The 20,969-nt window shown below is 41.3% G+C and carries 23 protein-coding genes; 4 read left to right on the top strand and 19 right to left on the bottom strand.

All coding sequences use genetic code 11. From position 1 onward, the window contains the following. Positions 1-21: 21 nt before the first annotated feature. Positions 22-1,206, top strand: coding sequence for an ATP-grasp domain-containing protein (locus BK009_RS07095; protein ID WP_100905656.1), 1,185 nt, complete (start codon positions 22-24; stop codon positions 1,204-1,206). A gap of 340 nt (positions 1,207-1,546) precedes the next feature. On the opposite strand, the gene BK009_RS07090 is transcribed toward BK009_RS07095, so the two are convergent. Both BK009_RS07090 and BK009_RS07085 read right to left on the bottom strand, forming a co-directional pair. Continuing rightward, positions 1,547-1,744, bottom strand: a complete 198-nt coding sequence (locus BK009_RS07090) for a hypothetical protein (protein WP_232728058.1) — start codon at positions 1,742-1,744, stop codon at positions 1,547-1,549. A 159-nt stretch (positions 1,745-1,903) separates the two neighbouring features. Continuing rightward, positions 1,904-2,311 carry a DUF61 family protein gene (locus BK009_RS07085; RefSeq protein ID WP_335645223.1) on the bottom strand — a complete coding sequence of 136 codons (408 nt, stop codon included), beginning with the start codon at positions 2,309-2,311 and terminating at the stop codon, positions 1,904-1,906. Positions 2,312-2,443: 132 nt separating this feature from the next. Here BK009_RS07085 and BK009_RS07080 point away from each other — a divergent pair, with 132 nt between their 5' ends. After that, complete coding sequence (locus tag BK009_RS07080) at positions 2,444-2,779, top strand: hypothetical protein (RefSeq protein WP_100906727.1); 336 nt, start codon at positions 2,444-2,446, stop codon at positions 2,777-2,779. A 43-nt stretch (positions 2,780-2,822) separates the two neighbouring features. Continuing rightward, positions 2,823-3,233 (top strand): hypothetical protein, encoded by a 411-nt coding sequence (locus tag BK009_RS07075; RefSeq protein WP_100905658.1) that lies wholly within the window; start codon positions 2,823-2,825, stop codon positions 3,231-3,233. A 263-nt stretch (positions 3,234-3,496) separates the two neighbouring features. Here BK009_RS07075 and BK009_RS07070 read toward each other — a convergent pair whose 3' ends face one another. From BK009_RS07070 to BK009_RS07000, 15 genes are all read right to left on the bottom strand, one after another. Further along, positions 3,497-3,880, bottom strand: a complete 384-nt coding sequence (locus BK009_RS07070) for a DUF22 domain-containing protein (RefSeq protein ID WP_100905659.1) — start codon at positions 3,878-3,880, stop codon at positions 3,497-3,499. Continuing rightward, on the bottom strand, positions 3,880-4,533 hold the full coding sequence (locus BK009_RS07065) for a V-type ATP synthase subunit D (protein WP_100905660.1): 654 nt from the start codon (positions 4,531-4,533) through the stop codon (positions 3,880-3,882). Before BK009_RS07065 ends, BK009_RS07070 begins: the two co-directional genes overlap by 1 nt. Positions 4,534-4,572: 39 nt before the next feature. Continuing rightward, positions 4,573-5,964 carry an ATP synthase subunit B gene (locus BK009_RS07060; protein WP_100905661.1) on the bottom strand — a complete coding sequence of 464 codons (1,392 nt, stop codon included), beginning with the start codon at positions 5,962-5,964 and terminating at the stop codon, positions 4,573-4,575. 2 nt (positions 5,965-5,966) lie between these two features. Then, complete coding sequence (locus BK009_RS07055; protein ID WP_100909303.1) at positions 5,967-7,721, bottom strand: ATP synthase subunit A; 1,755 nt, start codon at positions 7,719-7,721, stop codon at positions 5,967-5,969. Then, complete coding sequence (locus tag BK009_RS07050; protein WP_100905663.1) at positions 7,718-8,035, bottom strand: V-type ATP synthase subunit F; 318 nt, start codon at positions 8,033-8,035, stop codon at positions 7,718-7,720. The genes BK009_RS07055 and BK009_RS07050 overlap by 4 nt, the downstream gene beginning before the upstream one ends. Continuing rightward, a complete protein-coding gene (locus BK009_RS07045) occupies positions 8,032-9,189 on the bottom strand; it encodes a V-type ATP synthase subunit C (RefSeq protein ID WP_100907019.1) in 1,158 nt (385 codons plus the stop codon). Before BK009_RS07045 ends, BK009_RS07050 begins: the two co-directional genes overlap by 4 nt. A 15-nt stretch (positions 9,190-9,204) precedes the next feature. Next, entirely contained in the window at positions 9,205-9,828 is a 624-nt protein-coding gene (locus BK009_RS07040) for a V-type proton ATPase subunit E (protein ID WP_100905665.1), read from the bottom strand. A gap of 5 nt (positions 9,829-9,833) precedes the next feature. Continuing rightward, positions 9,834-10,316, bottom strand: coding sequence for a V-type ATP synthase subunit K (locus tag BK009_RS07035; RefSeq protein ID WP_100905666.1), 483 nt, complete (start codon positions 10,314-10,316; stop codon positions 9,834-9,836). Position 10,317: 1 nt separating this feature from the next. Next, positions 10,318-12,330, bottom strand: coding sequence for a V-type ATP synthase subunit I (locus tag BK009_RS07030; RefSeq protein ID WP_100905667.1), 2,013 nt, complete (start codon positions 12,328-12,330; stop codon positions 10,318-10,320). A gap of 10 nt (positions 12,331-12,340) precedes the next feature. Further along, entirely contained in the window at positions 12,341-12,655 is a 315-nt protein-coding gene (locus BK009_RS07025) for a V-type ATP synthase subunit H (protein ID WP_100909302.1), read from the bottom strand. 99 nt (positions 12,656-12,754) lie between these two features. After that, complete coding sequence (locus tag BK009_RS07020; RefSeq protein WP_100909301.1) at positions 12,755-13,618, bottom strand: citryl-CoA lyase; 864 nt, start codon at positions 13,616-13,618, stop codon at positions 12,755-12,757. Between the two features lie 5 nt (positions 13,619-13,623). Continuing rightward, positions 13,624-14,490: a fumarate hydratase gene (locus BK009_RS07015; protein ID WP_100909300.1), complete on the bottom strand. Its 867-nt coding sequence runs from the start codon at positions 14,488-14,490 to the stop codon at positions 13,624-13,626. Between the two features lie 86 nt (positions 14,491-14,576). Further along, positions 14,577-15,485 carry a peptidase gene (locus BK009_RS07010; protein ID WP_100907016.1) on the bottom strand — a complete coding sequence of 303 codons (909 nt, stop codon included), beginning with the start codon at positions 15,483-15,485 and terminating at the stop codon, positions 14,577-14,579. A gap of 165 nt (positions 15,486-15,650) precedes the next feature. Further along, positions 15,651-16,988, bottom strand: a complete 1,338-nt coding sequence (locus tag BK009_RS07005) for an MmgE/PrpD family protein (RefSeq protein WP_100909299.1) — start codon at positions 16,986-16,988, stop codon at positions 15,651-15,653. Between the two features lie 31 nt (positions 16,989-17,019). Next, on the bottom strand, positions 17,020-18,312 hold the full coding sequence (locus BK009_RS07000; RefSeq protein WP_100905673.1) for a tRNA(Ile)(2)-agmatinylcytidine synthase: 1,293 nt from the start codon (positions 18,310-18,312) through the stop codon (positions 17,020-17,022). Between the two features lie 26 nt (positions 18,313-18,338). Here BK009_RS07000 and BK009_RS06995 point away from each other — a divergent pair, with 26 nt between their 5' ends. Beyond that, entirely contained in the window at positions 18,339-19,295 is a 957-nt protein-coding gene (locus BK009_RS06995) for a transcriptional regulator (RefSeq protein WP_232728057.1), read from the top strand. A gap of 204 nt (positions 19,296-19,499) precedes the next feature. On the opposite strand, the gene BK009_RS06990 is transcribed toward BK009_RS06995, so the two are convergent. Further along, positions 19,500-20,249: a hypothetical protein gene (locus BK009_RS06990; RefSeq protein WP_100905675.1), complete on the bottom strand. Its 750-nt coding sequence runs from the start codon at positions 20,247-20,249 to the stop codon at positions 19,500-19,502. Positions 20,250-20,375: 126 nt separating this feature from the next. After that, positions 20,376-20,717 carry a heavy metal-binding domain-containing protein gene (locus BK009_RS06985; protein WP_100905676.1) on the bottom strand — a complete coding sequence of 114 codons (342 nt, stop codon included), beginning with the start codon at positions 20,715-20,717 and terminating at the stop codon, positions 20,376-20,378. Between the last annotated feature and the right edge of the window lie 252 nt (positions 20,718-20,969).

Here is a 20,969-nt window from a genome sequence, read left to right as displayed (position 1 = left end):
ATGTTCTTAAGGGAGGATCACATGGAAAACATTCTAATAGTGGGTGTAAATACCCGTGCCGTGGCCTGCTCCCTTAAAAAATTAGGATACATTGTTTATTCTGCTGATTATTTCGGAACTGCGGATTCAAAATCCTGGACAGACCGTTCAAAATCATTTTTAGACCAGAAACCACTCATCTCGTGTGGTAGATTTACCCAAAACTTCCATCCACACATTATCAGAGAAATGGCCCTGGAAATGGCCGATGAAGTAGATGGTATTATCTGCTGCGCAGGCGCATCTCCTTCCTGGTTCCATTCATCTAAAATTATCGGAAATAGGGATGTGGAAATGGTTGAGGATAAATTTTCCCTATATGAAAAACTTAAAGACAGATTTAATCTTCCTGAAACTTATCTCCCTACAGATATCTGCGAAGTCCAGGAGATAATCCAGAATACCAAAGAAAAGGAGTTCATCTTAAAACCACGTCAGGGGGCTGGTGGTTACGGGGTACAAATGGCAGATGATCTGGATGTTGTTGTTGAGATGAGATCTGATAATGAGATAATGCTGGGAGAAAGGGATCTGGTGGATGAAATTGAATCCCACCAATGGATACTGCAGGAGTTCATTCATGGTGAAAATATCAGTGCTTCAGTTCTTTCTAGTGGGGATGAGGCCAGGACCATACTCACCAGCACCCAGATCACTGGTGACACTGAACTTGGTCAGAAGGAGCCATTTGGATACTGTGGAAACCTGGTTCCATACACAGGCGGTGAGAAGATCTCCGAACTAGCCCCAAAAGTTGTGGGACACCTATCCCTAATAGGTTCTAATGGGGTGGATTTCATCTCTCGAAATGGGGAACTATACCTGATTGAAGTAAACCCTCGGCTGCAGGGAACATTTGAATGTGCAGAACTATCACTTGATGTGAACATGGCCGAACTCCACCTGGCCGCGTGCCAGGGACAATTAAAGGAAGTCCCCTCTCCCAGTAAATTTGCAGTTAAAATGGTGGTCCATGCCCAACAACGATCACAGTGGAGCGATCTGAACATTCCTGGGATCTTCGACCTACCCCATCCAGGGGTGATAATTGAGAAAGGAGAACCCATGGTCACAATTGTAACTTCTCAGCAGGTAAAGGAAGATGCGGTATATTCGGCAAAAAGACTGGCTGATATAGTTTACAATTCAGTGAAACTCTGCAAATAAGATAAACATAACTCTGATTATAGGAATGTATCATAATTTTAAAGTTATAACTTAAAACTATTGAATCCTATGAGATTACTTATAAAATTAGTTAACCTATGTAAGTTTCATTATTAGTTTTATTCATTAATGAATTTTTAATAAATAAAATGAATTAAATATTATCATAATTTAATTTCAACAAATTTATACAAAAGTTTAAGTCCTATGTGGGAAATTCCTTCAAATATCTCCTTTAATTTTTCTAATATTGAAATGCCTTGTTTTTAAAGGAAAAAGTAGGTTAAAAATATTAAGTCAAAATTCATAAAATCCTGTAAAATTATTTAATATCTGCCATTTATCTAAATACCACGGCCAGAATGAAGATGATAGTTCCGATTACAATTAGGACAGTAACCATAATTTCAGCACCGAAAACTAGCATAGATACTTTGGCCATTTTATCAGGGTCTTTCTTTATCTCTTCCCAATCAAAATCATATAGAAAGTCTAAATTGAATGATTTCAATTTCTGCCACATACTTTTAAATCCCATGATCAGATTCATCCTTTTAGTTATTTTTATATCAGTTTATTTATTAGGGTGGTTGTGTTAGTTTAATGGGCTGTATTAGATAACAAATCAGTTGTATTGAGATATATTAAATACATAATTGGTAATATTGGATTCGATTATTTTTATTTGATTTCAGGGTCACTTAATTAGGAATATGTGCTGGGAGGTGGTTGGTAACTCTCTTCTTACTATCTTTGTGTCCCCTCTGTAAATATAGATTTCCTCACCACAATCTTCCTTGTTCAAAATCTGGCAAACAAGTTCACATTCCACTTTTCCCTTTATCCTGGAGCCGCTCATCTGGGAACTTATCTCAATATATAGTGGTAACTTCAACCGTCCCCAAGATACTTCAGGAATCATTGATGAAATTTTATCAAGCTCGTTTTTCTTGAAACGATGCCGGGATCCGTCTGTTCCTATCACGTGGGGTTTCTCTTCCTCTAAAAGTTCTTTCAGGGTTTTTCTCCGTTGGGGAAGGTGGCGGTTTAATACCATGATCTGCTTTTTTAACTGTCTGTCATCCGGGTTTCCATCTCCTCTCATCATAGTTAAGAATATATTGGGTGGAATATAATATTGTTTAGTATAAATTATTGAGTATTGAAAACGAGCTCGTACAAACCAATGGGATACAACTTTTTTAAAATTATATGATATTATTTGGGTTGGGATAAGATGGACATAGACATTGAACAGTGCCGGGAAAATGATAAGATCAAGGATATTATCAGCAAAAGTGGACTTCCCATTAAACATATTAAACTACTTCTTCGTTTATCCGATACCATCTACATAAATGGTATTAATTACAATGTGATGGTGGAGGGTGACCAGGTTTTAATTCTTCTCATATCATCAAAACCAGAAAACAAAACTGGAGTGTTTAATACTTACTCCATTACCAACGTACTTTACAAGGTCCGGGAAATGGAAAAGGAACATGATGACTTGGAAACCTGGTGTGAAATTGAAGATGGTTTTTTTAAGATATTATTGAATGTAAAACCTTAAAGGTCACTCCCCGCGATTTTTTAAATCATAAAGGTACCCTCAGATGAAAATTAAAGATTACCATATTCTCATTGATGAAATTTCAACTATTGATTTGGAAGCTGATTCTATTGCTGATTCCAGACGGATTTTAGCCGAACTCAATCAGAGAGAGATGATCTTAAAGGACCTTAAAAAGAGGATCCTTAATGACATCCAAAATATTAAACTTGAGTTTATGGAAATGAAACAGAAGATCAATATGGACTTTGCTGAAGGCCGATCTCCAGGGATCGTATCCCGTGTTCGTGGGAAATCCAAGGTCAAAGAATTGAAAAAATTGGAAAAAAAACGTTACGAAACCCTTGAATCATATTATGATGTTAAATATGTGATTGATGATCTTCTGGTCCAGATTCAAGAGGCCAAAGAACCGCTCAATGACTATATTAAAAAGCGATTATTTGGTGTTTAAACCCTTCTTTTTTGATTTTTTAGTAAAATGAGCAATTAATAATTATTTTATGGATTTATTAAAATGATTACAATACAGTTTAATTGGTTTTTATTAAATTAGCAATTGAAATAACTTAATGGAATAAATAATAGAATACTGTTAGATAGAGAATAAAATAAGTAATATAAGTAACTAAAATTTATTATAACTAGATTTTTATTTGAATTTGCAAATTAAAAAAAAATTAGAGATATTTATCAGGTTAATCTTATTTTCAACCTTTAGAAGTTTACTTCCACAGGTAAAAGTATTAGAATACCTAATAAATCATCTTTTTCCACTTTGTAGTCAAGGGCTGCTGCGAAGAGGGCATGGTCTGCTGTTCGGTCCATGCTTATTGGTAGATAGGTTTCTTCACCAACTGCCAGGGTGTGTCCGTATTTGTTGGTTCCGTAGGCGCTGATGAAGCAGACATGGTTAGCGTTTATGTCGATCTTTTTGATCTGGACTGGTTTGTTTTCCCCGGCTTTGAATTCCTGTTCTTCATCGGCAATTATAGCTCGGACTTTCCCGGAGATGTTACCCATCTCAAAGTCAATGGCCGGTTTAGCGTGTTTTTGTTGTTCTTTTCGAACCTGGTCCAGTCTTGTGATTATTCTAACCATTAAATGGCCTCCTCAGATTCTTCCATGGTTTTTTTGACCATCTTCAAACGCACGAAGCTTTCCCTTTCCATCTCTTCCAGTCTCATTTCAATATATTTGACTGTGTTTTCCAGCCGGGGAATGATGATGTGTTCCAGGGCGTTCACACGCCTTTTGGTTGATTCAATCTCACTAGCCAGTAACATGATGGTCTTCTCGATTTCGCCCAGTTCAATTATGAGCTGGATGGATTCCTCGAATTTACGGGCAGCTTCATCCAGTTTAACTGAGGTGTCCATGAATCCGTAACCACGTTCCACAATGGTTCTCTGGGAGATTTCTGACTCTACTACTGGCACCACCACTCCCATAATACTCCTGGAGTCGATGTCCACATCCACTGATTCAGTGACGGACATGGCAGCTTTCTTAACAGACAGATCACCCATCATTACCTGGGCTGCTGTTAAATCCTGGTAGGCTTCCTGGAGTTTCAGAGAAACTTCATCCCTGGATCCCTTCACCCGTTCCAGGATGTTGAAAAACTCCATGATCAGGGCATTTCGTTTCTCTTTAAGGAGACTGTGCCCTTTCACTGCAAGTTTTTCCCGTTGTTTTAGTTTTAGAAGCTCCATCCGGGTTGGATTGATGCCTTCTATCATTTCTTGTGCCATTTTATCACTCTTTTTCCTTCCTAAAAAATAGGAAGGGGATTATTTATGGTCAGGGTGATATTTGGGGATGTGTTCTGCCCGTACCCTCTTAAGCTCTGCTTCGGGTAGTAAGCTCATTAACTCCCAACCGAGGTCCAGGGTTTCCTGAATGGAACGGTCTTCGTCCCTGCTTTGGGTGATGAATTTATTTTCAAAACCATCAGCAAAGGCCAGAAACTTACGGTCTCGCTCGGTAAGAGCTTCTTCCCCAACCACAGCCATCAAGTCTCTGAGGTCTCGTCCTTCAGCATATGCTGAGTAAAGCTGGTCAGAAACTCCACTGTGGTCTTCCCTTGTCTGCCCTTCACCAATTCCACCACTCATCAGTCGTGATAGTGATGGGAGTACATCTACTGGTGGATAAATACCTTTACGGTGCAGATCCCTGCTTAAAACGATCTGTCCTTCAGTAATGTAACCGGTTAAATCCGGTATGGGGTGAGTAATATCGTCCTGAGGCATCACCAAAATAGGCATCTGTGTGATGGAACCTTCTTTACCGGTTATACGTCCTGCCCTTTCATATAAACTGGAAAGGTCAGTGTACATGTAACCAGGGTAACCCCTTCGTCCAGGTACCTCGTCACGAGCAGCTGAAATTTCCCTTAAAGCTTCTGCGTAGTTGGTCATATCAGTTAGTATAACCAGTACGTGCATGTCATGCTCGAAGGCAAAGTACTCAGCAGTAGTTAGAGCCATACGGGGGGTGATGATCCTTTCAATGGCTGGGTCGTCAGCCAGGTTCATGAACACAGTCACACGTTCTAATGCTCCGGTTCTCTCAAAATCACGCATGAAGTAGTTTGCTTCTTCGTGGGTGATACCCATGGCTGCGAATATAACTGAAAACTCTGATTCTTCAGCTAACACCTTGGCCTGTCTTGCGATCTGGGCAGCCAGTTCGTTGTGAGGTAGACCTGATCCAGAGAAGATAGGTAGTTTTTGTCCACGAACAAGGGTGTTCATTCCGTCAATGGTTGAAATACCTGTTTGGATGAATTCTGCTGGGAATTCCCTGGCAGAAGGGTTCATCGGGCTTCCGTTGATGTCTAGTTCCTTTTCGGGGATGATTTCAGGACCACCGTCTATGGGGCTTCCGGTACCACTGAATACTCGTCCTAGCATGTCCAGTGAAACTCCTATATGGGCGGTTTCTCCGGTGAATCGTACCTTTGTGGTGGAGGTGTTGAGGTCTCTGGTTCCTTCAAAAACCTGAACCACAGCAACGTCTCCCTTAACTTCCAGGACTTGCCCTCTTCTCATCTCTCCATTGGGTGTTTCAATGTCCACTATTTCATTGTAGGCAACGCCTTCAACGCCTTCAACAATCATGAGAGGACCAGCCACTTCTCTGACTGTGGTATATTCTCTGGTTTTGATATTGGTGTTCATTTTCACACCTCCCCTGTCTGTTTAACTATTTTATCCTGGATATCTTTGATTGCAGCGTCGAATTCATCTTCAGGGATGAATTTCATCCTTCCAATTTCTTCTTTAACTGGTAGATCAGTTAGATCAGCTGCGGATGCTCCACGTTCCAGGGCGGCAGTGGCCTGTTCCTGGAAGATGATAATAGTTTTAAGTAGTTGGTACTGTTTGGTTGGGGAACAGTAAGTGTCCACTTCGTGGTACGCGTTCTGCTGCAGGAAATCCTCCCGTATCATACGGGTACTTTCTAGAGTGATCCTTTCCCGGTCAGGCAGGGCATCTGGTCCCACCAGTTGAACAATTTCCTGAAGTTCAGATTCTTTCTGAAGTAGGGCCATGGCTTCGTCCCTGGTTGCTCTCCAGTCTGCGCCTACGGTTTTATCCCACCAACTTTCCACACTATCCACGTATAATGAGTAACTTTGCAGCCAGTCTATGGATGGGAAGTGACGTTTGTCTGCTAGGGATGCGTCCAGTGCCCAGAACACTTTACATATACGCAGGGTGTTCTGTGTAACTGGTTCAGATAGGTCCCCACCAGGTGGTGAAACTGCACCAACCACACTAACTGATGCGACTTTACTTTCAGTTCCCACGGTGTTAACCCGGCCAGCTCGTTCGTAGAACTGTGCCAGACGTGATGCCAGGTATGCGGGGTATCCTTCTTCACCAGGCATTTCTTCCAGTCGTCTGGAGATTTCCCTCATGGCTTCTGCCCATCGGGAGGTGGAATCTGCCATTAGGGCCACATCGTATCCCTGGTCACGGAAATATTCAGCTATGGTTATACCGGTGTACACACAGGCTTCTCTGGCTGCCACCGGCATGTTGGATGTGTTAGCAATAAGCACGGTTCGGTCCATTAATGGTTTACCGGTTTTAGGGTCTTCGAGTTCTGGGAATTCTTTCAGAACCTCTGTCATCTCGTTACCCCTTTCACCGCATCCCACGTAGACAATGATGTCTGCGTCAGCCCATTTGGCCAGCTGCTGCTGGGTAACGGTTTTCCCGGATCCGAAAGGTCCGGGTATGGCTGCGGTTCCACCTTTAGCCACAGGGAAAAAGGTGTCCTGTGCTCTTTGACCGGTTACCAGTGGTATGTCAGGGTCTAATTTATCTTTGTAAGGCCTACCAACCCTAACTGGCCATTTTTGCATCATCTGCACTTTAACTGGGCCTTTAGGAGTTTCCACTTCTGCGATGTCATCCAGAACAGTGTACTGCCCTTCACCAACGATACTTTTGAGGGTACCGCTGACTCGTGGGGGTATCATAATTTTTTGGACTACTGCTGAGGTTTCCTGCACTTCACCAATGATGTCTCCACCTTTAACTTCAGTACCAGCTGTTGCAGTGGGTTTGAATGTCCATTTTTTATCTTTTGGTAATGCAGGTACATCCACACCCCTTTCAATGTAGTCTCCCACAGTGAGTTTAATGGTTTCCAGTGGCCTCTGTATACCGTCAAATATGGAACCGATAATTCCGGGTCCTAATTCCACGGATAGTGGCCCACCTGTACTTTCCACTACTTCTCCGGGTTTCATCCCTGCTGTTTCTTCGTAAACCTGGATGGTGGCGGTGTCGCCTTCAAGTTCGATGATTTCACCGATGAGCTTGTCTTCACCTACTTTTACCATCTCGTACATCTGGGTCCCTCTCATACCGTCTGCGGTTATAACAGGACCCGCTATCTTTATTATCTTTCCTTCGAGAGTCATTCTACCATCTCAACCCCGATTACTCGTTTTATAAGCTCTCTGATTGGGTCTGATTCCCGTTCTACTGAGCCTTTTTTATCTGGAATTTCAATTATCATGGGCAGTGCACTTTCACTGCTAATTTTATCAATTATTTCTCTGAAATTATCGCCTATTTCCTCAGTGGTTATAATAATAGAGTACTCCTTGGCCAGTTTCTTCAGTTTATCTCCTGCTTCTTCCATGTTGTTAACGGGGAATCCATCCTTGATTCCACCTAGCATGAAACCGGTGACGGTGTCAGGATCTGCCATTACTGCTATTTTTGAACTCATACTAACATCTCCTTGATCATAGCAGGGGTGAATCCTTCTTCGCGTTTACCACGGACAATGATTTTTAAGTTTTTAATTTCCTTTTCTTTTTTACTTAAAAATCCAATCATGGGCCCGATTCCGAACTGATTCTTTAAAGCTATCTTTTTAGCAGTTTCATCCACTTGATTATCCAATGCAGTTTCAAATGCTCCAATGGAGCCGGTTTCACTGTAGGTGGCCATTGCTTCGGCCAGTATTGGTGCGTAATCGGTTCCTTCCAGTCCACTAACCACGCCTGCAACATCTTCTGCTTCCATGAGATCCTTCAGTTTCCATTCCCTAATCTGGTAACCATCACTGATCATGTAGGGTTCGATATCCTCGAATTTCAGCCCATCCACTTTAGCCCTTAAGATGATTTTAAGGTTGCTTCCATCCACTATGTTACCCACATAATTTTTGAGGTATGCAGTGTTGTCATCTTCAGGGGTGCTAACAGTTCTTAAGAGGTTTTCCAGAAGGTACTTATCCAGGGAAGCTTCCAGTGGCAGTAACATCCCAGTTTCCTGGTAATTAGGAATGGCATCTTCAAGGATGGGGGTGTATTCTGTTCCTTCCAGGGCACTTAAAACTTCAGTTACATTGTCTGCATCCAGGAGAGTGTCCAGTTTATCGGAAAGATCACCAAATGGCACTAACAGATCCATGGTTTCTTCTTGATTTAGCCCTGCTTCTTTGGCGATTATTATGCTTTTTATATTTTTAATATCCCATTTTTTCAGGAGAAATTTGAATGCATCTCTGCTGTTTTCAGGGGTTATTCTGGCTACTAAATCGTAGTTCTCAGCAAGCTGAGTGTCCAGGGCCTTTTCCAAGGGGTACTGGTCAATGTATTTGGCGTAATCTGGGAACCCTCGGAGGTAATTTTTAACTTCTTCAATGTTCCCAGCTTCAATGATTTCCTGGAACTGTTTTTCACTGAATATTCTCCCTATTCTGGCCCTTACACGTGCATTGGGATATGTGTAAGGAAACATGCCTAGAACGGGCCTAATTGTTGCTATAACTACTATTGCTCCGAAAATAGCCAGTACTAGAATTACTGCCGCTAAAAAAGCTTCAATAGAGGGGAATCCCAGTCCAGTGACTAATGAAGTAATGTCCTCTACCATATGAAATCTCCCCTATTATTTGAACAGTATCCCGGCAACTTCAGATCTTAGAGATTTTTTAAATCTTAACATCCTTGCTTCGATGGTGTTGTTAACCTCTATTTCACCATTTTTGGTTCTAACAATAGCTCCTCCAATGGTGTTGATGTTTTCGCCCATCTCCAGTTTAGTGGGGGTACTTGTGTTGTTGCTGATATCTTTTTCAATGGAAGGTAGGGATCCTTTTATTTTAGCCGCATCGCTTTCTTTAACGAGGACTATCATGTCTCCACCTCCAATTTCAGTACCAGCTTCGGTGATTACTTTTTCAAGAGATGCCTTGTATTCAGCTGCATCTGAAGAAGCTATTTCTTTAAGCTTTTCTTCAGCTTTGCTGAAAGCTTCTTCTATTACTTCCTCTCGAGCCTCAAGTTCCATTCTCCTGGAGTTCATCTTAGCTTCTGAGATAATCTGTTGATACCTCATTTTTGCCTGTTTTTCAGCGTTTTCTAAGATTTTCTCCTTTTCTGCTGCTGCTTGAGCATTGCCTTCGGAGATAATGGATTCTTTTTCCTTTTCAGCTTCCGCTAATATGGATTCTACTTTTATCTGGGCATCAGACATTATACTTGAGACTATTTTATCTGTCCCGGCGCTCATCTTGATCATCCTGCCAGAATTCCGCCGAATACCATGAGGAGTATAGCAATCAGGAACCCGTAAATAGCCTGGGTTTCAGGTAGTGCAGTGAAGATGATACCTCTGGCGAACATGTCTTCGTTTTCAACTACTGCTCCTACTGATGAGGATGCGGTGATACCTTGCCCCATACCGGAACCTAGACCGGCAAACCCTATTGCGGCTCCTGCACCTATTGCCACCAGACCTAAGGAAGGAGACAATGCTTTGTTAGCCATAATTGTGAAAACCATAAGGAGTATGGCAATCAGGAACCCGTAAATAGCCTGGGTTTCAGGTAGTGCAGTGAAGATGATACCTCTGGCGAACATGTCTTCATCTTCGGCCACCGCACCTACACTTCCTGCTGCTGCTATTCCTTGACCTAAACCTGATCCTAATCCTGCAAAACCGACTGCTAATCCAGCACCGATTGCTGCTAATGCTGTTCCTAAAGCGACTTCTACCATGTTATTTTCCTCCTATATCAGTAAACTTTCTTTTGGCACGGAAAGCCTTGAATTTCTGACTTCCGCCTATGTAAAATTGAGCGAAAAACTCAACGTAATGCAAACGTAATGCATTGATGAATGCACCCAGTGTTTGGAAGGCAAGGTTTGCGATTTGTCCTCCAACGAATACTATTGGTGCAATTATTATTCCAATCAGAGGGATCATTTCAGCGCAAATTCCGGTTAATATATTCACGGTCATTGCGATCCCACCAGTGGAAAGTGCCAGTGCCAGGAGCCTGGCGTATGATAATACGTTTCCCAGGAAACCGGATAAATCCATAATTCCAAACATACCGTTGAAATACACCAGCATGATTAGGCTCAATACAAAGATACCTACTCCTGCGTACATCAATATTCCGCCTCCTAAAAGGAGGTATCCTATTGCCAGTAATGCAATACCTGCTTCCAGGATAAACCAGACAATCTGGGCTCCTAAAGCTTCTTTAGTGTCCCCACGAACTATGTTGTTGTAGGCTCCAATTGCTAAACCCAGGTTCAGGTGTATTACACCCACTACTATGGCGATTATGAGTATGTTTTCAGGGTGTGCAAAGGAGTTTATGGATGGTATGGTGGTTGGAAGAGCCATACTTGTATCTCCCCAGATGAATCGAGGGATTAAGTCTCCTATGAAACTGTTGGTAACCAGTCCCAGTATTACAGCCCATACTCCACAGGCAACCATAATCAGACCCATGTTGGCCATTGTTTTGCTGTTTCTTCCCAGTCCTCTGAAAATAATATAGCCTACCATGGCATCGATAATACCATAACCTGCTTCTGTGAGACAGAAACCGAAGAAAAATGGGAATACAATTGCCATGAGGATAGTGGGGTCAATTTCCCGGTAATCCGGGGGAGAATACATGTTTACGAACATTTCATAGGGTTTTGCGAATTTAGGGTTATCCAGTTGAACTGGTATATTGTCTTTTTCCACATCAGGGTCAGTTACATCTACAATTGAGTGGCCCTCAGTTGATGTTTCAATGGTTAAAAGAGCTTTTTTGAGTTTTTTCTCCGGAACCCATCCTTCAAACAAAACAGTTTTATCAGTTTCACCAAATGAAGAAAAGACTTCGTTGCGTTGTTTTTCGATTTCCAACTCTTCTTTAAGGGCTCTAAGTTGCTCGAACCATTCATTAGATACTTCTGCCAGATCGTTTAAGACGGATTCTTTTTCCCGGGCAATAGATTCCATTTCAGATTCTGATTTCTGGATTATTTCTGAGGGTTTACCATTGAGCCCTGAAAATTCGAATCTTTCAAATTCCATCTTACGCAACTGACTCAGAACTTCTTCTTGGTGGGTTTTCACAGTTACAATAACCAGTATTTTGAATCCTTTTGATTCATCGTCCTGGTCAAAAACTACAATTTCGTTGGTTAAATCCTTCAAATAACCCATGAATTTATCATAGGTTTCTGAGGATAGTTTTCCCGCAATAACAGAGACATAATCAGATTCTTCCAGAAGACCGAGATCAACGTCAAAATTGGAAAGATTACCAGCAACTCTAAGGGCATTTTCAAGTTCAGTTTTCCTAGAGTCTAACTGGTTTATTTTTTCTTCCCGGGGTTTTGTTTGTGATTCAACTTCTCCCAGGAGTCTTTCGGCCTTTTGAATAAGTTCTTCGGTATCCAGGGTTTCTACTTCTACTTTTTTAATGGGTGGAGGGTTAATAAAACCCTTAACCAGGGGTAAAATTCCCTTCTCTTTTTTGGCCATTGATTTTAGAAAATCAACAGTCCCTGATGTTTTCATCAAAAGGGAAGAAATTTTACCGGTAAAAGGAGAGGTGCTGGATGGTTTCAGGATCTGCCTCCATTCTGCGTCCTGTTGTATGCGCTCGGATATATCTTCAATCTGGACTAAGCCTGCTTCGTGAAGTGAACTCACTGCCGAATCAGCGTACTTGTCCAAGGTGATTATCCTAAGCTTTTTCATCCTTGCCGGCTTGAACATGGTACTCACACTATAATATGCTTTTCACAATGACTTCAGCAGCCTCATCAACCATTTTGGCAGCACTTGTTTTAGTTATCTCTACTTTTTCATTTGTTTGGTTGTTTATTTGGTATGCTTCCTTTTTGGCGTTAGTTTCGGCTTCAAAAGTGATCTTTTCAGCATCACTGTTAGCTTCCTCTTTGGCCTTTTCTATGGTTTCTATTGATTTAGATTTGGCTTCTAGAATCATTTCAGAAGACTTGGCTTTTGTGTCCTCTATTAGTTTATCGGCATCACTTTCAGCCTTCTTTATCGTTGTTATCGCTTCTGATATCGTTGTCATTTAAATCACCCTAATATGACCATGATAAACGGAACTCTATTAAGGCTTATATTTATCTTTTACTATTTAATTTTTCAAGTGAAAAAAGAGCATAAGAACTTATTTGGATGTATTAAGTTCATTTCTATCAGAATCAATATTTCTACACTCTAAGCCATTGTAATAAATATCTTCAACTTCAACAAACTTTCTAAAAGAATTTTCAACAGATTTTTCCTCTTTTATGTGTGAAACAAGTGCTGGAACTCTCCCGATCATGAATACCCCGGTTCCTAACTCCCAGTCAAACCCCATGTCTGAGAGTATCCCTGCATTGGCACCGTCTATATTCATACGGATGCCCTTCATTTCCAGGAGTAAATTTTCAATAGAAACAGCTAATTCACTGTGAATTCCAAAACATCCATATTTTTTGGCAGTTTTAATAAGTTTAACTGGTCGGGGGTCTTCATCATGGAAACGGTGCCCAAATCCGGGTATTTTTTTCCCCTTCTCCAGGAAGTGTTCCACCACAATCAGCGCCGAATTTTTCAGATCACTACTGGATGAAGGAGGGCCATTGGAATTAACACCTTCCTTAATTATCCTCTGTAATATGCGCATGGAACGTTCCAGGGCACCAGCGTGGTATTTTCCAAAGGAAGATATTCCTCCTGAGACACAAGTATTCATGGGGGCACCGGTGGAGGCCATGATCCTGGCCACTTGGGTGCTGGGGGGGGTTACTCCGTGATCACAAAAAGAGACTAAAACAGCTTCCAACATCTTGGCTTGTTTTTCATGGGGAATTTCACCCTTCAGGAGTAAATAAACCATTTCTGAAAATGAAATATTTCCTATCAAATCTTCCTGAGGGTATCCGCGGGTGATTATTCGGTTAGGTTCTACCTTAGTAATGGAGGTCCTCCATTTGGGCTTGGTAAGCTTTAATAAATTTTCCACAGTCTCTCTTCCAATTGCCATTTTCTTTACTCCAGTGAATCTTGTGAAAGATAAATAGATGCTTTCCGTGGTTCAACACAACAACAGGGGCGCATACAAACAATACGCACTCCACTAGCCCTTTGCGGCCCTACTTTCACCATAGTCCCCAGTGCGGTTACTGAACCCCCTAGACCAAGGGCACCTACATTGGTATTATTCAAGGCATTAGTTATCTTTTTTTCAATTAATGATTGATGATTAAGATTCCCATAGGCCATTGCCTTTAACATCAGTGATGACGCTTCAAAATGGGTTCTCCCAATCCCCAGTGCAGGGATGCATGGTGTACATCCCAACTTAGGAATCTCTGATCTCATCCATGTCAATGCTTCCTTAAAAAGGTTTCCATGATCCCGCTGGTGAAAAACACGATAAGTGTGACTCCTTATCTCTGGACCTCCACCTAACATTAATACATGGATTTTAACACCCTCACCATCCATTTTATCAACTAAAACAGATGGAGGTATTACTTTTCCCGGATCATTGTAAAGTCCCTGGCTCTGTTCAATCCGCCCAATATCATCTCCTTGAACTGCCATTGGCCTTCCAGGTAACTTAATAAGGCCTAAAGATATGCCTTCTTCTATTTGGTTGAATAAATCAGGATTAAACTTTGTTCTAACTCCTAATTCTACCAGTACATGGGGGATGCCAGTGTCGTCACATAGAGGAACTTTATTACAATGGGCGACTTCTGCATTCTCCAGTAATAACTCCAGAACCCAGCGGGCGTTATCATTTTCTTCCATTTCCACAGCCCGCTGATAAGCCTTAATCTGGTCTTCTCTGAAAGTGGTGCTGGCTTCTATCACCGCATCTTTAACCAGTTCCTTGATGTTTACCAACATAATAAGCTCCTAATCGTCTGATGTTCTGGAAATATTTAATCTAAAGATTTTTTAACAAAATTATTTGAATAGGTTTTTACCTCTAGTTAAATATTATCTGGTATGGCCATTTCACTTGCTCCCTTTTTGGAGATCACAGCTTCAGGATAAAAACGGTTTACCATACTTTGAACCAGTAAAACTTGCCTTGCCCTTTCTCCTGCTTCTTTACGGGTGGTATCATACCCATGATAAGCTGCCACCGACCCCCCTGTTTTAAGGTACACCGGACAGGCTTTTCTTATGATTTCCGGTGCCTCGTAATGCCTGATGAACCCTCCAGAAGATTTGGGATTTTCAGTGTGAATATCCAGGGATATATCCACTGAGTTTCGTAAAGCCTCCAGCATGGCTATCTGCAGATCTCGGACCGGGTTGAATGAATTCGCTCCAATCATTTCCAGAAGCTTTGCCGAGGCAGGATTCCCATGACCACAGTGGGCTGAAACCTTGAAATGCACATTAGTGGGTAATTCTCCTTCTTCACGCATTTTACTCAGCACCCACAGGAGTCCTTCATCGTAGACCACTATACCCCTTACACCGAGATCCACCGCCCTTTTAACATCTTCAATGGCGTAGGTTAAATTATCATATCCCCTTAACCGGTATCCTATACGTGCCCCCTCCTTAGTCTTGGCAGAGGCACTGGTGTCATAGGGTGCACGTGGACCCACGCTTAAAAAGAGTTCCATCTGGGCATCATGGGCCAGATCTGCCATGTCCAGTATTTCCTGATCAGTCAAGAGCATTATTCCCTTAGTTTGGGTCACCCGGTGCACCATAACCTCGTACTCATCAATGGCTTCCAGTAAACCCTCCAGGGCACCTGGTTTCTGGATACCTGGAACTTCAAAACGGTACTGGGCACCATCTGGAAACCGCTTAGGTGAATCCTGTAAATTATTTTCAGATTTAATAATTCCAATTTTATTTAAAAAGTCATGAGTGTCCATTTCACACACCTACTCCCTTACCATTATTTTCATTATCATATGATTGATTATCATAATTTTTTAATCAAAATATTCCCATAATCCACTATTTCCATCAACTTATTCTAATTTTAATTTATTTTAGTTTCAATTAGAGCATGATTATTCTAAAGAATATATTAAGTATCATTTAAACTCATCATTAAGGGAATTCATTAATTTATCTGTGCGTAAATCTTCTAAATCTTCCAGAACATCCAAAACATTCACATCCACCTCGGGATTGAGGGTGTTGAATTTATTTAATAATTCCTCCCTGGTGAATGGAGTTTCAGGTTCTCCTTTAGGGAGATCAATTCTTGATATGTAAAATTGACCTTTACTTTTAATGGTTACTTTTGAGGGCCTTTTATGGGGATAAAGTTTATTTAAATCGTCATTACATTTAATCCTGATTTTACTAGCAATTTCATTCAAATCTTCACAGTTGGTGTTTCCAATGTTCACCACATCCAAATTTCCATTGATAATGGCCATGGCCAAACTCAGGGGTAAACTCTGCCTGAATCCTTCAGCAGTTTCTGGATGATAATTATTATGAAGAGCTGCAATTTCATAGGTTTCAACAGCCACATCATGAATATCGGTGATTTTAATTTTATTATATTCCATTATATTAAAAATAGCATCCAATGATGAGTGTAAATGTCTGCATACTGGATATTTTTTGAAGTATACCCGTAAAATTTCAAATTCCCCGTTAGTTGGTTGTTCAGGGGCTGTTTCTGGTAAAGGAGTTTGTACATCATTAATTTCTCCCATAGCTTTTAAAAACCCTTCTTTCCCTTCAAGAATAGTATGGGCTCCGGTAAAGCCTTCACTGGCTAATAATGCTGATAAAACGCCTTCTTGGGCGGATTTACCTGCATGTAGGTGTTTGGCCATGCTACCTGCATGATCAGACTCCAATAACCCTGCAGCTTGGGTCCCTGCCAACCCCAATGCATTCAGAATATTTTCTTTATCCAGATCCAATATCTTGGAGGCGGCAGCCGCAGCACCAATGGTGCCACAGGTACCAGTACTGTGGAAACCTTTATGGCGATGACTTGGATTAAGCAACATCCCCAGCTGAATTGCTACTTGATATCCCACCACCATGGCAGTTATAAATTCTTTTCCGGATCGTTTCTCTGTCTCGGCTAAAGCCAGTGCTGAGGGGATAACACAGGCACCAGGATGAAGCTGGGCCAGGCGATGACCATCATCCAGATCCAGGCAGTGGGCAGATACACCGTTGGCTAAAGCAGCATCCATGGGGGTACTTGTATCATAACCAATAACAGTGGAATCTCCCTGGGCATTTATAATGTTTCTCACAATTCCTGAACTTTCACCACGGGAACCCCTTAGGGAAACTCCTAGAAAATCCAGAAAACAGAGTTTTGCCTGGTTAATAACATTTTCTGGAAGATCCTGGTAACGGGTAGAATCAATGAACTCTGCAAGATATTGGGTAATCATTTTTCAACCTTAACATTAATTCAGGATATAATCAACCTCTAACTAATGGTTTACTCAGATGGCGGCGTGCTGAAGGTGGAACTTCATAAAAACCGGGTTTAATCATTCGTTCAATTTCCCTTTTTTCCCTAACTTCCACATCTTCTTCAGAACCAGTTGGCATTTTACTACCACAACGGGGACACTTGTACCCTTTACCCTTACCTGCAGACTTCATACGTTTACCACAGTCACAGATCGGGTTTAAATATTCGTATACGGGTGCTAAAGATGTGATTTTGATTTTTTCCACATTGAGGGTTCCTTTATTCCCAATTCCCCCGTATACTATCACCTGGTCTCCAGGGGCCAGGTGGCGCACCACATCACGGAATTTTTTGGTGGGTTCATATGCTGCACATTCCACCTCACCAGATTCATCCTCTAGGACGAAAATAACGTGTCCCCCTTCAATAACCACTGGCTGAGTTCTAACTGTTCCCGGGACGATGTAACACTGGAACTGTTTCATATTGGAAATGGCATCTATGTTTTGCAGGTGCATATCAGTATGCTGATTGGTTAAAAACACCCTGAAAAACTCTATGGGTTCAGAAACCTTAACCAGTTTATGAGCTTCCTCCACTGCTCCCATGGTCTCTCCCCGGATCCCGTAAAGAACCGGACATGGGGTATGGGGAGTTATGGTCATGTAACCATCATCAACATTGTCAAAAGTGTTGGGATAGGTTTTTTGGTTCATCCCCAGCACTGAATCTTCATCCACCATCCTTTTTTTCCCGTAATTTGCAGGTTCACGGTAGGCCAGTAATTCATAGGTAGCATCAGTAAGGGGACAACCAATGGCTGCCAGAGATCCTATAACACCTCTACCTTTCTTATACTTGAATATATCTGCACCTAAATTCCCTGCTAACTTTTCTGCTTCCTCTTGGCTTACAATAGTCCGGATGGTTCGGATGGCATAATCCTGAAGTTCAGGGGTTATCTTTCCCTCATAGAATACCAGTCCTGGGTTTGTTTTAGGGTCTCCCATGACTGCCAGATTCCCTACCATGTCTCGAATTATTTTTTTAGCCTGTTCAACTTCTTTTTTAGATTTTAGGACTATTTTAAATGATACTGCTCCGTTTCCCCTTGTTTTATGGGGTGCAAATGGGTTGAGACGTATCAGGCGGGGTGGACCATCAACTCTAAAACCACAACTTATAAGTCGGTCCATTATCACACAACATATATATGTGGTGCACATGCCACTGGCAGAGTCAGTGTCATCAATACCAACATAAACGCTAAAATCATTATCAAAATTATGGTTATTCATATCAAATATCACCGGGGTGTTTTTTCATGTCGAACATGCCCTTACATCGAGATCATATAATTATTGAGATCAACGAGCTTCTATCCAACCATGGATTTGACACTTCTAATATATATGATAGAAGTTGTTTTGATCTGGTGGCCCGCAGGGAACTACTACTACTTCTAATGAAAGTACTGGTTAACGTGGATGGTTTTAGTGCAGCCCACGCCCAGGAAATAAAAAGAGTAGCCAGCACCTTCTTCGGATCTCCCCTTTTAGTAGGTCTAAAATCTAAAAATGAAGTTTTAGAGGAAGACGTGGTTTATGAACGCCACGGAATACCGGTTATTGCACCTTCAACTCTGCGTAATATAGTGGTGGAAGATATTTATCCTGAGATATTCGCAGACAGGGGTGGTTATTATGTGCAGATCGATGGACAGATCATTAAGGAAATGCGAGAACAGCAGAACTTATCCCTGAAGGATCTGGCTGACAAAGCCCATGTATCCCGGGAAACCATCTACAAATATGAAACCGGAAGGGTACGGGCACAACCAGACACCGCATTTTTACTGGAGAACATCCTGGACATGAGAATCACTCTTTCAGTTAACCTGTTTTCGGTTCCTAAAAATGAGGGGAAGGCAGATGTTAAAAAGGGCGAACCCCGTGAACTGGTTGATCTGGGTTTTGGAGTTATAAACACCAACCGTACACCCTTTGATGCTATGGCTCAGGCAGAAGCCACCTCCAAAAAGGCAGAACCCTTAATCACCGATTTGGAGAAAAACAGAAATCAGAAAGTCCTGCGTAAAATGGCCACAAATCTAAAGGACCTTTCTCGTGTGATTGACACTGATGCAGTTTTCATTCTGGAAAAAAAGAAGGATACTGAATGTATTGAGGGAGTTCCAGTAGTTCACAGCTGGGAGATCGGTGAAATGAAAAATCCAGCCGAGTTCCTTAAAATGCTGGCTGAAAGAAGGGAATGTAATTAATCCTTTTTCATTCTTTTAAATCCCTTTTTATATTATAAATGAGTTTTAAAAATTTATTTCTAAGATTATCCTCACAATATCAATTTATTCTCCCTTTTTCATGTTGATTTATGATCATCTGCGGTAAGTGTTTTTATATCCAGTAACTGTTTGTTCTCAGTTAAAAAGAATAAATAAATTATAATAAAAAAATCAACTATTTTCTCAACGTTTAAACAGCTTTGAAAAGGATTCCTCCGCTTCAACCTCAGAAGCTATTCCCAGGGCCGCCATGTCCACGAAATCCACTGTTTTAAGATAATCAAAGGCATCATCAGGTGTAATTATCCCGGCTGCCATCATGTGCATGGCGATTATGGTTTTATCCAGTTTTTTGATGATTTCCTTGAAGTGGGTTCTTTCATCTGGACCAAAAGTATCACAGTCCATCAGGTATCCCAGGCGGTTAAGGGGGATCATGTATAGTTTGAAATCATTCAGCACAGGAGAATCAAACAGCTTCCTGGTGGTGCTGAATGGGAACTGGGTTATGAGGCCGGCTACTGATCCTGTATCTTTAATGGCATCCAGTTTTTTCCCTATGATATTCCAGTCAGCCTGGTCGGTGATCAACGGATCAATCAGCATAGCCTGTGGTTCCAGGTCAGAAACAAGAGCTATATCATCACTTCCAGGCTCTGATCCGATGGTGGCTATGATATCCAGTGGACAACCCTCATGCTGTGCAATCTGCAAGGCCTCTATTATCGGAGCATGGGGTATTAGCTGAATTCCCCTAACTCCTAAATCGTAGGATTTAATCATTATCCTGGCCATTGCTTCTGGATTTCGGTAAAGATCCAGGAGGTACAGTCGAGCCCGGTGACCGAAGTGGGCGGCCCCAATAAAGGGGGAAGTTCCCAGTAAAGCACGAGGGATCTCTTTTCCATCTATTTCAAGGTAACCTTCTAACATTTTATCAAAAATACATCTTCTTAAGCTCGTATTATTGCTTTCGTAGTTTGAAATACACTTTTCACTATTTGTATTGGATTTTTCAAAGTTGGGTTTACTGATGCTTTAGTACTTCATTCACCTTTTCTATTCGACTTTATGAGCCACAACTGCAGTTCCGAAAACCAGGATCTCCTGCATCACATCGGAAATATCGTTGGAGTCGTAACGGGCACTGATTATGGCATTGGCACCCATGGCTTTGGCATGGTCAATGGCCCTTGTCATGGCCTCGTCCCGTGTTTCTTCCATCATTGTAACGTATTCCTTGATCTCCCCTCCGAACATGGAACGTATCCCCGCACCTATCTGTCCGCCAACACCCCTACTACGGACGGTAAGGCCGTATACAAAGCCTTTAGTTTCTGTAATTTCATATCCTGGTATGTAATTTGAGCTCACAATAATATATTCATCAATTGAGACCATACTTCCGACCTCCTAAAACATATTCTTTTTTTCAGTTCACAATCAGTACATTCTAAAAAAACTTACATTTGTTATAAACTCATAGCATTTCCAAGATATAAATTTATGCTCATTAAGAGTTTAAATCTTTAAAATTTAGTTTAGTATCATATTGACTAAAAAATATTCCTTAAAATAAGTTTAATTTTAGATAAATCCTGTTGAGCAATATGTTATTAAAGAAAATGGGTTAATTAATTTCATATTATAATT

The organism is Methanobacterium subterraneum, assembly GCF_002813695.1.
Lineage (GTDB): Archaea > Methanobacteriota > Methanobacteria > Methanobacteriales > Methanobacteriaceae > Methanobacterium > Methanobacterium subterraneum.
Note: the sequence above shows the minus strand (reverse complement) of the source record. Positions and strands in the feature narration are given on the sequence as shown.